Genomic DNA, 13,216 nt, shown 5'->3' on the forward strand with positions numbered 1-13,216 from the left:
AGGCCCGGGGTCACCCCGGAGAGCGGTCGCGGGTCCGGCGGGCGAGCACGACACCGACGATCACGACGGCGACCGCGATGATCGCGGTCATGGCCAGGTCGAACCGCGACCCCTCCCGGGTGCCCATGTAGACCAGCACCGCGGGGATCGCGACGATCACCGCCCAGGTCAGTACCGGGTAGGCCCACATCCGGACCGGCATCTCGGAGCCCTCGCGCTCGAGTATCCGGCGCATCCGCAGCTGGGACACCGCGATCACGAGGTAGACCAGCAGCGCGACGGCGCCGGACGTCGCGAGGAGGGTGGAGAACACCTGCTCGGGGAAGGCGTAGTTCGCGATCACCGCGAGGAAGCCGATGAGCGTCGAGCCGAGCACCGCGAACCGCGGCACACCCTGCCCGGTCGTGCGGTTGACCACGGCGGGCGCCTGCCCGCGCCGGCCGAGCGAGTACAGCATCCGCGAGGCCGTGTAGAGCGCCGAGTTCAGGCAGCTCGCCACGGCGACGAGCACGACGACGTCGACGATCGCCTTCGCCCCCGGGACGCCGAGGACCTCGAGCGCGGCCTGGTACGACCCGGACTCGGGCAGGCGAGGGTCCTGCCAGGGCACGATCGCCACGACCAGCAGGATCGACGCCAGGTAGAACACCGCGATCCGCCAGATCACCGACCGGGTGGCCCGTCCGATGCCGCGGGCCGGGTCGCTGGACTCGGCGGCGGCGATCGTGACGATCTCCGTGCCCATGAAGCTGAACATCGTGATCAGGACCGCCGCGACGACGGCGCCGAACCCGTTCGGCACGAAACCGCCGTTCGACACCAGGCGTGACAGGCCGCTGACGTCGCCCGCGGCCCCGGGCAGCAGCCCGAGCACGGCCAGCGCGCCGAACACGATGAACGCGATGATCGCGATCACCTTGAGGAGCGCGAACCAGAACTCGAACTCGCCGTAGTTCGACACCGCGAACAGGTTGGTCACGGTGAGGACGACGGTGACGGCGAGGGCCCAGCCCCACTGCGGGACGCCGGGCAGCCACGAGTTGAGGATGACGGCGGCGGCCGTGGCCTCGACGGGGATCACGAGGACCCAGAACCACCAGTACAGCCAGCCGACGGTGAAGCCCGCCCAGGGCCCGATGGCGCGGTCGGCGTAGGTGGAGAACGAGCCGGGGTCCGGCCGGGCGGCGGCCATCTCGCCCAGCATCCGCATGACCAGCACGACGAGCGTGCCCGCGAACAGGTAGGAGATCAGCACCGCCGGGCCCGCGGTGGCGATGGCCTCGCCGGAGCCGATGAACAGACCGGCGCCGATCACGCCGGCGATGCTGATCATCGTGACGTGCCGCTGCCGCAGGCCGGCGCGCAGCTCGCCGTCGTCCCGCGCGTCGGTGCGGACGGCCGTGCCGCCGCTCTCGTGGCTCTCGTCGGCGCTGTCGGGTGATCCGGCCATCACGACCCCTCCGTGGCGTGGGCGGTGGACGGGCCCCAGCTGACGCGCCGGGCGACGGGTGCGTCAACGCCTGGCCGACCTTGCTGTGTCCGTGGTCACCGAGTTACGTTCCGTGGCGGTCGGGGGGCCGACGGGCACGGGGTGGGTTCGATGTTCATCAAGAATCCCGCGCGACAGCTGGACTCCGGATACCTCGACCGGACGCCGATCTTCCAGTTCGTCATCCTGTCGCTGCTGTTCCCGATGTGGGGCGCCGCCGCCGGGCTGAACGACATCCTGATCACCCAGTTCAAGCACGTCTTCACGCTGTCCGACGCGGCGACGGCGTTCGTCCAGTCGGCGTTCTACGGCGGCTACTTCCTGATCGCCATCCCGGCGTCGCGCATCGTGCGACGGACGTCGTACAAGGTCGGCATCCTGATCGGCCTGTCCGTCTACATCATTGGTTGCGGGCTGTTCTTCCCGGCCAGCACGCTCGCGACCTACGGGATGTTCCTGTTCTGCATCTTCGCCGTGGCCATCGGGCTGAGCTTCCTGGAGACCAGCGCGAACACGTACTCGTCGATGCTCGGCCCGCGCCGGACCTCGACGCTGCGGTTGAACATCTCGCAGACCTTCACGCCGATCGGCAACCTCCTGGGCGTGGTCCTCGGCAAGTACCTGATCTTCACGACCGGGGACTCGATCGAGGCGCAGCTGGACGCGGCGCCGACGCCCGAGGCGAAGCTCGCGCTCGGCCACGACCTGCTGCAGAACACCCTGCTGCCCTACAAGTACATCCTCGTCGTGCTCGTCGTCCTGCTCGTGCTCTTCCTGGTCACCGAGTTCCCGCGGGGCAAGCCGGCCGGGGAGGCGTCCGAGCGGCACGCCGGGCTGGCCGAGACGTTGCGGGTGCTCGTGCGCACCGCGCAGTACCGCAAGGGCATCGTCGCCCAGTTCCTCTACGTCGGCCTCCAGACCGCGGTGTGGTCGTTCACGATCCGCGTGGCCCTCGAGCTCTACCCCGGGATGAACGAGCGCGAGGCGACCAACTACATGATCGCCGGGTTCTCGTGCTTCCTGGTCGGCAAGTTCGTGGCGAACGGCCTCATCGCGCGGTACTCCGCGGCGCGGGTGCTGGTCGTCTACTGCGGCATCGGGGCGGCGCTGCTCGCGCTCGCGGCGTTCGGTCCGGCGGCGTCCGCGATCTGGCTGGTCATCGCGTCCAACCTCGTGATGGGCCCGTGCTGGCCGACGATCTTCGGTCAGACCCTGGACACCATCCGGGACAAGCGCTACCAGGAGACCGGCGGCGCGATCCTGGTCATGGCCATCGTCGGGGGAGCGGTGGTCCCGGTGGTGCAGGGCGCGGTGTCGGACGTGGTCGGCTCGCTCCAGATGTCGTTCGTGGTGTCGGCCCTGTGCTTCCTCGGGATCCTTCTCTACTTCCGCAGCAACCTGCGCCACGAGGTGACCGACGAGCCGGACGAGCCCGACGAGCGGGCGACCGCGGGCACCGGGGAGAGCGCGACCGCCTGATCCCCGCGGACCGGATCGTCTCCCTCGAGACGGTAGACATCTGATGTCCGGCCCTGGCACGGTGCTAGATGGCGGGTGATTCACCGCACACCCGCCCGTGTGACCGCCGAGAGGTCAGAGGAGTCGGCATGGACGGGGCCATCGTCGACGTGGAGACCGTGGATCTCCGCTTCCCCACGTCGCGAGCGCTCGACGGGTCCGACGCCGTGAACGAGGCGCCGGACTACTCGGCGGCCTACGTCGTGCTGCGCACCGACGGCGGGCTCGAGGGCCACGGCTTCACCTTCACCATCGGGCGGGGCAACGAGCTCGCGGTCGCGGCCGCCGAGGTGATCGGCCGGCGGGCGCGGGGCTGGCCGGTCGCCGAGCTCGTCGCCGATCCGGGCGGCTTCGCCCGTCACCTCCAGGCCGACAGCCAGCTGCGCTGGCTCGGGCCGGCGAAGGGGACGATCCAGCTCGGGCTCGCCGCCGTGGTCAACGCCGCCTGGGACCTGATCGGCAAGGCCGTCGGCGCGCCGGTGTGGAAGGTCCTCGCGGACATGAGCCCGCGGCAGCTGGTCGACCTCGTCGACTGGCGCTACCTGCGGGACACGCTCACCCCCGAGGCCGCCCTCGAGATGCTCGAGAAGCAGGTCCCGGGGCGCGAGGAGCGCGAGGCCCGGCTGCGGGCCGAGGGCTACCCGGCGTACACCACCAGCGCCGGGTGGCTGGGCTACGACGACGACAAGCTCGTGCGGCTGTGCCGGGAGGCGGTCGCGACGGGCTGGGACGCGGTCAAGCTGAAGGTCGGCGGGGACCTCGCCGACGACGTGCGCCGCTGCGCGCTCGCCCGGGAGGTCCTCGGTCCCGGGCGTCGCCTGATGATCGACGCCAACCAGAACCTCGGGGCCGCGGACGCGGTGCGGTGGGCCGAGGCGCTCGCGCCCTCCGACATCTGGTGGTTCGAGGAACCCACCAGCCCCGACGACGTCCTCGCCCACGCCGCCATCGCCCGCGCCATCGCCCCGATCCGTGTGGCCACCGGCGAGCACGCCCACAACGCCGTGATGTTCAAGCAGTTCCTGGCCGCCGGCGCGATGGGTGTCTGCCAGCTCGACGCGGCCCGCCCCGGGGGCGTCGACGAGGCCGTCGCGGTCCTGCTCCTCGCCGCGGCGCACGACGTCCCCGTCTGCCCGCACGCCGGCGGGGTCGGCCTGTGCGAGCTCGTCCAGCACCTGTCGATGTTCGACTACGTCGCCGTCAGCGGCTCCCGCGAGGACCGGATGATCGAGTACGTCGACCACCTCCACGAGCACTTCGCCGACCCGGTCCGCCTCCGCGGCCCGTCCTACCTGCCGCCGACCCGGCCGGGCTACAGCGCGGAGATCCTCGCGGAGTCGCGGGCCGCGTACGCCTTCCCCGGCGGCTCGGTCTGGACGGGGTGAGGGTGTGGCCACCGACGGGACCGCGAGCGTCGTCGACCGGGTGATCGGGATCCTCGTCGCCCGCGTGGAGAACGGGGAGTTCGCGCCGGGGGAGCGCCTCCCGCCGGAGGCGGACCTGGCGGCGGGACTGGACGTCTCGCGCCTGTCGCTGCGCGAGGCGGTGCGGGCGCTCGCCGGGGCGGGCGTGCTCGAGGTGCGCCGGGGCGACGGCACGTTCGTCACCGACCTGCGTCCCGACCGGCTGGTGCGGGCCACCGGCACGTTCCTCGACCTGGTCGACGAGCAGGGCGTCGCGGAGCTGTTCGAGTGCCGCCGCGTGCTCGAGCCCGGGGCCACCGCCCTGGCCGCGGTCCGCATCGACGCGACCGCTCTGGAGGACCTCCAGGAGCGGCTCGAGCGCATGCAGGCGCTCACCGAGCCCGAGCGCCTGGTCGCCGAGGACCTCGACTTCCACGCCGCGATCGCGCGGGCCGCCGGCAACGCCACGCTCGCCTCGCTGGCCGGGGTCGTCGCGGGGCGCACGGCGCGCGTGCGCATCTGGCGGGCGATCGTCGAGCACGACGTCCTGTCGTGGACCCACGACCAGCACCTGGCGATCCTGCGCGCGCTGCGCAGCCGGGACGCGCTCGCCGCCTGGACCGCGGCCACCACGCACGTCGTCGAGGTCGAGGAGTGGGTCCGTGCCCACCTCGGGACCGCGGGAGGTGGGCGATGAGCGGGCGCAGCACGGCCTGGTTCGGGGCCGAGGGCCGATCGGGGATGATCCACCGCTCCTGGATGCGCAACCAGGGCGTCACCGACGAGGTGTTCGACGGGCGCCCGGTCATCGGGATCGCCACGACGTGGTCGGAGCTGGTGCCCTGCAACGCCCATCTCCACCGGGTCGCCGAGGCGGTCAAGCGGGGCGTGTGGCAGTCCGGCGGGTTCCCGCGGGAGTTCCCGTGCACCGGCCTCGGCGAGACGCTGCTGCGGCCCACGGCCATGCTCTACCGCAACCTCCTCGCGATGGAGGCCGAGGAGCTGATGCGGGCCAACCCGCTCGACGGGCTCGTCCTGCTCTCGGGCTGCGACAAGACCACGCCCGGGCTGCTCATGGCCGCGTCCAGCGTCGACCTCCCCTCGGTGATGGTCACCGGCGGGCCCATGCTCAGCGGCCGCTACCAGGGCCGGCAGTTGGGCTCGGGCACCCAGGTGTGGCGCTTCGAGGAGGAGCTGGCCGCGGGCACGATCACGCAGGCCGAGTGCGCCGTGGCCGAGGGCGCGATGGCCCGCTCGCCCGGGCACTGCATGACGATGGGCACCGCGTCGACGATGGCCTGCCTGGCCGAGGCCCTGGGGATGCAGCTGCCGTACTCGGCGACCTGGCCCGCGGTCGACGCCCGCCGCGACGAGACCGCGCAGCGGGCGGGGCAGCGCATCGTCGAGCTCGTCCGGTCCGACGTCCGGCCGTCGACGATCATGACGCGGCAGGCCTTCGAGGACGTCGTCCGCGTCAACGCGGCCATCGGCGGGTCGACCAACGCCGTCATCCACCTCGCCGCGATCGCCGGCCGGCTCGGCGTGCCGTTCACGCTGGACGACGTCGACGCCCTGGGCCGCGACGTGCCGACGCTGGTCGACCTGGAGCCCTCGGGCCGGTTCCTCATGGAGGACCTCTGCTACGCCGGGGGGCTGCCAGCGGTGATGGCCGAGATCGCGGAGCTGCTCCACCTCGAGCGACCGACGGTGGCCGGCGGCACGGTCCGCGACGCGATCGCCGACGCCGCCTGCTGGAACCGCGAGGTCATCCGCCCGTTCGGGCAGCCGCTGGCGCCGCCGGGCAGCGGGACCGCCGTGCTGCGGGGCAACCTCGCCCCCGACGGCGCGGTGATCAAGCAGTCGGCGGCGTCGCCCTCGCTGCGCCGTCACCGCGGTACCGCGCTGGTCTTCGACTCGCCCGAGGAGTACCGCGCCGTCAGTGACGAGCTCGACGTGGACCCCGCCACGATCCTGGTCCTGCGCCACTGCGGCCCGCGCGGCTATCCCGGCATGCCCGAGGTGGCCAACGTCGGGCTGCCGCGCAAGCTGCTCGAACGCGGCGTGCGCGACATGGTGCGTATCTCCGACGGGCGGATGTCGGGCACCGCGTACGGCACGGTCGTGCTGCACGTCGCGCCGGAGGCCGCCGTCGGCGGGCCGCTCGCCCTCGTCGAGACCGGGGACGAGATCGAGCTCGACGTGCCGGGCCGGCGCCTGCACCTGCACGTCGACGACGACGAGCTGACCGCGCGGCGGGCCCGGTGGCGCCCGCCGGCGGCGCCGGCCGACCGCGGTTGGGCCCGGCTCTACACCGAGCACGTGCTGCAGGCCGACCGCGGCGCCGACCTCGACTTCCTGGTCGGCCGGAGCGGTGCCGAGGTGCCGCGCGAATCCCACTGATGCCTCCGGAGGAGGAACCGAGATGGATCCCGTCTTCACCGGCGTCGGCGTCGCCCTCGTGACGCTCTTCGACGCCCGACGGCAGCTCGACGCCGACGCGACGGCCGACCTGGCCGCCCGGCTGGTCGAGCTCGGCGCCGACGCGATCGTGGTGGCCGGCACGACCGGCGAGGCCGACGCGCTCGACGACGACGAACGTCTGCGGCTGTTCGACGCCGTGCGCGCCGCGGTCGGGGACGCCGTGGTCATCGGCGGCACCGGCGCCGCGTCGACCCACCAGGCCGCGCGGCTCACGGCGCGCGCCACCGACACCGGCGTGGACGCGGTGATCGCCCGGACCCCGCGCGGGCTCGTCGACCCGAGCGGCTACTACCGGGAGCTGGCCGACGCCGCGGGCTCGACGCCGGTACTCGCCTACCACTTCCCGGCGGTGTCCCCGCCCGGCATCCCGGTGGAGATGCTGCCCTCGCTGCCCGTCGCCGGCGTCAAGGACTCCTCGGGCGACGCGACTCGCCTGCTGGCCACCGTCGACTCCTACGCCGGACCGGTCTGGACCGGGCAGCCGGGGCTGATCCACTTGGCCGGGGCGCTCGGCTGCGCGGGCGGCATCCTGGCGCTCGCCAACGTCGCTCCCGAGCTCTGCGCCGCGGCGTTCGCCGGCGACGCCGACGCCCTGCGGAAGGTCACCCCGACCCACCTCGCCTGCGAGCGCGACTTCCCCCGCGGGGTCAAGCAGCTCGTCGCGGAGCGGTTCGGCACCTCCGACACCGTCCGGATGGGGTGAGGGCGATGGCCACCTCCGAGACGGGACGGGCCGTGGGCCCCGTGCTCCGGCTGCCCGAGGCGCCGGCGGCGTTGCGCAAGCGGCGGGTGGGGGTGGCGACCGCGCTGCGCTACTTCGGCCCCGGCGCGATCATCGCGTCGCTGACGATCGGCAGCGGCGAGTCGATCCTCGCGTCCCGCGAGGGCGCCGTCTTCGGCTACGCCGTGCTCTGGGCCGTGGTGGTGGGCTGCCTGGCCAAGGGCGGCCTGGTCTACGCCTCGAACCGCTACATCACCCTCACCGGTGAACACCCGATGCGCCGCTTCGCGCGGGCCATGCCGGGCCCGCGCGGATGGTTCCCGATCGTGCTGGCCGTCATCTGCTTCGCCTCCTTCCCGGGCTGGGCCAGCGGTGTCGCGACCGCCCTCGGCGACTACCTGGAGGCCCTCGGCGCCGGCGACGCCACCCTGTGGGCCGTCGGCGTGCTGGTGCTCGCGGCGATCCTGTCCTTCGTGGGCGGCTACGCCGTGCTGGAGAAGGTGCAGGTGGCGATCGCCGGCCTCATGGTCGTGCTGGTCCTGATCGCGGTGTTCGTGTCGAACCCGGACTGGCTCGCCGCCCTCCGCGGGCTGCTGCCGGTCCTCCCCGACTACGCGCCGTTCGTGGGGCAGCGCTACCCCGACGTCGTGGAGACCTCGGTGTGGGTCGAGCTCGCGGTGTTCATGGGCGGCCTCGGCGGCGGCATGTACGACTACATCGGCTACACGGGCATGCTGCGCGAGAAGAAGTGGGGGATGCTCGGCCACCGCGACGCCGACCGGATCGAGCAGGACTACGCGGCCGACGACGACCGCGCGCCGATCCCGCTGTCGACCGAGCCCGAGGACGTCGCGAACGCCCGCGCGTGGAGCCGGGCCCCGCTGTTCGACATGCTCGCGGCGTTCCTCGCCCTGGGTGTCATCGCCACGGCGTTCATGATGAACGGGGCGACGATCCTCGGCGCGCAGCAGCAGGTGCCCGAGGAGAACGACGTCCTGACCTACCAGTCGCAGTTCTTCGGCGTCGTGGCGCCGGTGTTCGAGTACTTCTACATCGTCGCGATCGTCATGGTCCTCTTCGGCACGGTCTACGCGCTCTGGGAGGCCTACTCGTGGACGGCGTACGAGAGCCTCGCCGCGGTCTCGGAGAAGGTGCGGGCCCGCGGGCAGCGGGGCATCCGGCCGCTCGTCTACGGCTGGACCGGCGCGATCGCGCTCGTCGCGATCCTCTCCGACCTGAGCTTCACCGACCTGGTGACGCCGGCGTCGATCCTCGGCGGCGTCTTCGCCTGCGGCATCTACGGTGCCGGGCTCCTCTACATCGACAGGGTCAACCTGCCCGAGCCCTACCGGATGCGCCGGACGCTGCGCGTGCTCGTCGTCCTCGGGTCGGTGTTCCTCACCGTCTGCGGGATCGTCGCGATCCTCGAGCTGGTGGGGGTGATCGGATGACCGCCGCGGTGTCGTGGCGCCACGTCGTGCTCGGCGTGGGCTTCCTGGCCCTGGCCGGCGTGCGGGCGGCCCAGGGGGCGCCCGTGTGGGCGGTGGTCTTCGCCTTCGCGGGCGCGGCCAACGCGTGGCTCGCGTTCCGGGACGACGGGGCCGGCGGGACGTCGGTCCCGCCGACGAGCGCCGATCCCTGGGAGGTCGCCGAGGAGCAGGCACGGTGCCTCGCCGCCCTGCGCCGCTGGCAGGTCCTCGCCCTGGGCGGCGTGCTGGTCGCCGCCGGGGTCCTGCTGCTCGAGCCGCCCCTGGCGGTGCTCGCCGGCGCCGCAGCGCTGTTCGCGGTCGTCCGCGCCCGGCGGGTGCGTCGCTACGCGCTGACGCTCGGGCGGATGCCCTCGGGCGACGGCGTCGTCGGCGCCCCGACGACGTCGGTGGCGTAGCCGTCGGCAGAAGCGCAGGAAACACTGGGCCGCTCCGTCGGGGTTGGCGGCCAGGATGCCGGTGTGGGGCACGAAGCCTCCTCCGTGTCGGCGCGTCGCACGGTCGAGGAGCACGTGGTCGTGCTCCTCGACCGTGGTCGTCGCGGGGTGCGGGTCAGACGTACTGGGCGTACTTGCCGGGGAACTGCTCGTTGATCTTCCTCATCCACTGCACCTCGGCGTCGTGGACGGGCTCGGGCAGCACCATCCCGGCCTCCATCAGCCAGCCGCTGGGGGTGTCGCTGACGATGAGGACGACCTGGTCGGCGGGCAGGTCCACGACCTCCTGGATGACCTCGTAGAGCTTGTCCATCAGCTCGTGGCGGGTCTGCTCGGAGCGTCCCGCGCGGCACGCGGCGTTCAGGATGAACGACGGCTCGACGCGGCCCGCGGTGTACATCAGGCCCAGCGGCATCGGCTGGAACACGACCCGGACGAAGGGATCGGGCGCGCCGGTGGTCTCGTGGTGGGTGCGGGTGAACCGGGTGGCGAGCGCCTCGCGCTGCTCCTCGGTGAGCTCGATTCCGCTGGTCACGACCTGGTAGACGGGCATCGGACGTCCTTCCCCTCGGGAGCGGTCCCCACGAGCGGGTTCCGCGATGAGGACGACGATGACCGGGTGGCCTCCAACGGCCCGCCACGTCGGCTCCAAGTCCGAGCCAAACGCCCGGCGTCCGTCAACCGCGCGCCGGTCCTGCGGAGCGGCCGGCCGGCCGGTCGTCGATGACGACGGGCGCCCGGAAGTCCGCGACGGTCAGCCGCGCGGCGCCGCGCGCGATCCGTTCCGCGACGTCCGGGGGGATCGCGGCGCGCGTGCGGTCGAGGAGGGCCTCGGTGCCGACCGCGGTGGGCCAGGGCAGGCCGGCGCGGTCGACCTGGGCCTGTGCGGCGACGTAGACGCGCAGGGCCTCGTCGTGACGATCCAGCAGGGCCAGCGTGTTGGCCCGCAGTTCCAGCTGCAGCGGGGCCTGCTGCCGGCCGGTGCGGTCGACGACGGCCAGGCAGGTGTCCGACCACGCCAGTGCCGTCGTCGGGTCCCCGGCGGCGAGGGCGGCCGTGTGCGCGATCGCGCTCGCGATCCAGGCGCCGAACCAGTTGTCGACGGTCACGGCGTCGCGGTACGCCTCCGCGAGGGTGACGAGGACACCGGCGGGGTCGCCGCGGCCCAGCTCGGCCATGCGGGCCCGGACCCGACTGACGAGCGTGAGCGTCGGGTCCGCGGTGCGCGCCACGATGTCGGCGGCAGCCCCGAGCGCGGCCGCCGCCCGCTCCGGTGCCCCGGAGAACCCGAGGGCGGTCGACAGGACGACGAGGGCGTCCCCGGTGAGCAGCTCCTGCTCGGCGTCGAGGTGGGCGCCGGCGAGGTCCTGGAGCGCTTGGTCGCACAGTGGTGCGGCGCGGTCGAGACCTCCCGCGAACGCCCGCGCGGTCGCCGCGGCGACGGCCACCTGGAGCGCCGTGACCCCGGCGACCCCGCCCGGGCGCCCGGTGCACAGCGCGTGGGCGATCTCGATCCACCGGGAGCCCTCGAGCGTCGCGTCGTGCTGGAACCAGAACAGCGCGCCCAGCCCGGCCATGATCTCCGCGCCCCGCAGCGACGGAATCTCGATCAGCGTGTGCTGCAGCGTGCTCCGCAACGCCGCGGCGTCGTCGGCGAGTGCTCGTGACCGCGCGAGGTCCTCGGGCGTACCCAGCCGGGGCCTGCCCTCGGCGGCGAGGCGCGCGATCCAGGCGTCCCGCCGGTCCTGTGCGGCCGCGGTCTCCTCCGCGTCGGCCAGGGCACGGGCGGCGTGGGCCCGCACGATGGTCAGCTGGGAGAACCTCGACGGGCGCCCCGGTCCGGCCGGGCCGCGGGCGACGACCATCGAGCGATGGGTCAGGTCGGCCAGGAGGTCCGCCGCGACGACGGGCGTCACTTCGGCGACCGCGGCCGCCGTCGCGGCGGTGAAGGGTCCGGGCAGCACCGCGAGGCGCCGGTGCAGGAGCCGCGCGTCGTCGTCGAGCAACCGGTGGCTGCGCTCCACCGCGCCGTACACGGTGGGCTGGGCCCCACGCCGGCGGCGCCCGAGCGCGGAGAGGGTGCTCGGGTCCCGTTCGGTCTGCTCGGCGATCTCGGCGAGGGTGAAGGTGCCGGCGCGTGCGGCGGCGAGCTCGAGGGCGAGGGGCACGCCCTCCACCGCCTCGCAGACGCGGCGGGCGGCGACGAGGTCGTCCGGGTCCGTGGGCCCGGTGACCGCCTCCCAGCGGTCCAGGAACAGGTCGAGCGCCGTGCCCCCGGGGCGATCGTCGTCGGTGACCGCCAGGGGCGGCACGTCCACCAGGGTCTCGCCCGCGAGGTCGAGCCGCTCGCGGCTGGTGACGATCAGCCCGAGCCGCGGGGCGGCACGGCACAGGGGTTCGACGAGTGCGGCCACCTCGCCCAGGACGTGCTCACAGTCGTCGAGCAGCAGCAGACCGCTCCGGTCGCGGAGGAAGGCGTGCACGGCGCCGAGCGGCGAGCCGGTCGCGGGCGCGGCGAGCGATAGGGCCGTGGTGATCGCGTCGAGGACCTGGTCGCCGTCGCGAGCCCCGGTCAGGTCGACGAACCACACGCCGTCGGGGAAGTTGTCGGCGACCTGGTGGGCGGCTTCGACCGCCAGCCTCGTCTTGCCCACCCCGGCCGAGCCGTGGACCGTGACCAGCGACGATCGGCCGAGCAGCGACGTCAGCCGCTCGAGCTCGCGCTCCCGCCCCACCAGCCGGCTCGACCACCGGGGCAGGTCGGGGTCCGGTGTGCGCCGCGCGGCAGGTCCGGCCGTCACCGCTCGCAACGACGGGTCGTCCGCCAGCACCCGTCGGTGCAGGTCGCGGAGCTCGTCGGTGGGCTCGGTGCCGAGCTCGGCGACGAGCAGCGAACGGGCCCGGTGGTAGGTGGCCAGGGCGTCGTCGGTCCGGCCGGCGCGGTACGCCGCCAGCATGCGCCGCGCCCAGAGGTGCTCGCGCAGAGGATGGTCACCGAGGGCCGACTCGAGCTCGAGCAGCGCCTGCTCGGGGCGTCCCAGATCGAGCAGTGCGTCGACGTGTCGCTCCGCGAGCTGGGCGCGCAGCTCCTCCAGCCGCGCGACCGTGGGCGTCGCCCACGGTCGGTCGGCCAGCGACGCGAGAGGGCGGCCCCGCCAGAGGGCGCCCGCCGACTCGCATCGCTCCAGCGCCGGACCGGCCTCTCCTCGGCCGAGCAGGGTCCCGGCCTCCTCGACGAGGACGGCGAACCGCAGCGAGTCCACCTGCTCCGTTGCCACACGCAGCCGGTAGCCGCCGGGCTCGGTGACCAGGAGCGACCACGGCTCCCCGGGCCTGCGTCCGGGCTCGAGCACCTGACGCAGACGCCACAGGTGCGATTCGAGGGTCGACACGGACCGCGGCCGGCCGTCGTCCCAGACCGCGTCGCTCAGCGCGTCGACGGACACCGCGCGGTTGGAGTGGACCAGCAGGACCGCGAGGGCGGCGGCCGGGCGACGACCGCCGGGAGCGCGGACCTCCCCGTCGACCTCGACCATCAGGTCCCCGAGGTCCAGGAAGCGCACCGACCCGCTGTCCGCCGCCCTCCCCATCACCCCATCGTGCCGCACCGGCGACGGAGAGGGCCCGGATCAGCGATGGCCCGGTCGTCCGTGGCGGACCTGCTGGCGCTCGCCGCGGAG

At 73.7% G+C, this 13,216-nt stretch carries 10 protein-coding genes; 7 read left to right on the plus strand and 3 right to left on the minus strand.

Features of this window, described 5'->3' with window-relative positions; all coding sequences use genetic code 11:
* Positions 1 to 10 precede the first annotated feature (10 nt).
* A complete protein-coding gene (gene gabP / locus EV188_RS18380) occupies positions 11 to 1,450 on the minus strand; it encodes a GABA permease (protein ID WP_133827686.1) in 1,440 nt (479 codons plus the stop codon).
* Positions 1,451 to 1,600: 150 nt separating this feature from the next.
* On the opposite strand from gabP, the gene fucP reads away from it, so the two are divergent.
* From fucP to EV188_RS18415, 7 genes are all read left to right on the plus strand, one after another.
* On the plus strand, positions 1,601 to 2,968 hold the full coding sequence (gene fucP, locus EV188_RS18385; RefSeq protein ID WP_133827687.1) for an L-fucose:H+ symporter permease: 1,368 nt from the start codon (positions 1,601 to 1,603) through the stop codon (positions 2,966 to 2,968).
* 128 nt (positions 2,969 to 3,096) lie between these two features.
* Complete coding sequence (locus EV188_RS18390; RefSeq protein WP_133827688.1) at positions 3,097 to 4,392, plus strand: enolase C-terminal domain-like protein; 1,296 nt, start codon at positions 3,097 to 3,099, stop codon at positions 4,390 to 4,392.
* A gap of 4 nt (positions 4,393 to 4,396) precedes the next feature.
* A complete protein-coding gene (locus EV188_RS18395; RefSeq protein WP_208114254.1) occupies positions 4,397 to 5,107 on the plus strand; it encodes a FadR/GntR family transcriptional regulator in 711 nt (236 codons plus the stop codon).
* Positions 5,104 to 6,810 (plus strand): IlvD/Edd family dehydratase, encoded by a 1,707-nt coding sequence (locus EV188_RS18400; RefSeq protein WP_133827689.1) that lies wholly within the window; start codon positions 5,104 to 5,106, stop codon positions 6,808 to 6,810. Before EV188_RS18395 ends, EV188_RS18400 begins: the two co-directional genes overlap by 4 nt.
* Positions 6,811 to 6,832: 22 nt before the next feature.
* The gene (locus EV188_RS18405) at positions 6,833 to 7,594 is read left to right on the plus strand and encodes a dihydrodipicolinate synthase family protein (RefSeq protein WP_133827690.1); all 762 of its coding nucleotides are present in this window, start codon (positions 6,833 to 6,835) and stop codon (positions 7,592 to 7,594) included.
* 5 nt (positions 7,595 to 7,599) lie between these two features.
* Positions 7,600 to 9,063 (plus strand): Nramp family divalent metal transporter, encoded by a 1,464-nt coding sequence (locus EV188_RS18410; protein WP_133827691.1) that lies wholly within the window; start codon positions 7,600 to 7,602, stop codon positions 9,061 to 9,063.
* A complete protein-coding gene (locus EV188_RS18415; RefSeq protein ID WP_133827692.1) occupies positions 9,060 to 9,497 on the plus strand; it encodes a hypothetical protein in 438 nt (145 codons plus the stop codon). Before EV188_RS18410 ends, EV188_RS18415 begins: the two co-directional genes overlap by 4 nt.
* A 154-nt stretch (positions 9,498 to 9,651) precedes the next feature.
* Here EV188_RS18415 and EV188_RS18420 read toward each other — a convergent pair whose 3' ends face one another.
* Entirely contained in the window at positions 9,652 to 10,089 is a 438-nt protein-coding gene (locus tag EV188_RS18420) for a tautomerase family protein (protein WP_133827693.1), read from the minus strand.
* A 124-nt stretch (positions 10,090 to 10,213) separates the two neighbouring features.
* Complete coding sequence (locus tag EV188_RS18425; protein WP_133827694.1) at positions 10,214 to 13,126, minus strand: AfsR/SARP family transcriptional regulator; 2,913 nt, start codon at positions 13,124 to 13,126, stop codon at positions 10,214 to 10,216.
* Between the last annotated feature and the right edge of the window lie 90 nt (positions 13,127 to 13,216).

Origin of the sequence: Actinomycetospora succinea, assembly GCF_004363095.1 — a bacterium.
In the GTDB taxonomy this organism is placed as follows: domain Bacteria; phylum Actinomycetota; class Actinomycetes; order Mycobacteriales; family Pseudonocardiaceae; genus Actinomycetospora; species Actinomycetospora succinea.

Coding starts and splice junctions, on each gene's coding strand:
- fucP (WP_133827687.1), top strand. CDS start 1,601: ATGTTCATCAAGAATCCCGCGCGACAGCTGGACTCCGGATACCTCGAC.
- gabP (WP_133827686.1), bottom strand. CDS start 1,450: ATGGCCGGATCACCCGACAGCGCCGACGAGAGCCACGAGAGCGGCGGC.
- EV188_RS18415 (WP_133827692.1), top strand. CDS start 9,060: ATGACCGCCGCGGTGTCGTGGCGCCACGTCGTGCTCGGCGTGGGCTTC.
- EV188_RS18410 (WP_133827691.1), top strand. CDS start 7,600: ATGGCCACCTCCGAGACGGGACGGGCCGTGGGCCCCGTGCTCCGGCTG.
- EV188_RS18400 (WP_133827689.1), top strand. CDS start 5,104: ATGAGCGGGCGCAGCACGGCCTGGTTCGGGGCCGAGGGCCGATCGGGG.
- EV188_RS18420 (WP_133827693.1), bottom strand. CDS start 10,089: ATGCCCGTCTACCAGGTCGTGACCAGCGGAATCGAGCTCACCGAGGAG.
- EV188_RS18390 (WP_133827688.1), top strand. CDS start 3,097: ATGGACGGGGCCATCGTCGACGTGGAGACCGTGGATCTCCGCTTCCCC.
- EV188_RS18405 (WP_133827690.1), top strand. CDS start 6,833: ATGGATCCCGTCTTCACCGGCGTCGGCGTCGCCCTCGTGACGCTCTTC.
- EV188_RS18425 (WP_133827694.1), bottom strand. CDS start 13,126: ATGGGGAGGGCGGCGGACAGCGGGTCGGTGCGCTTCCTGGACCTCGGG.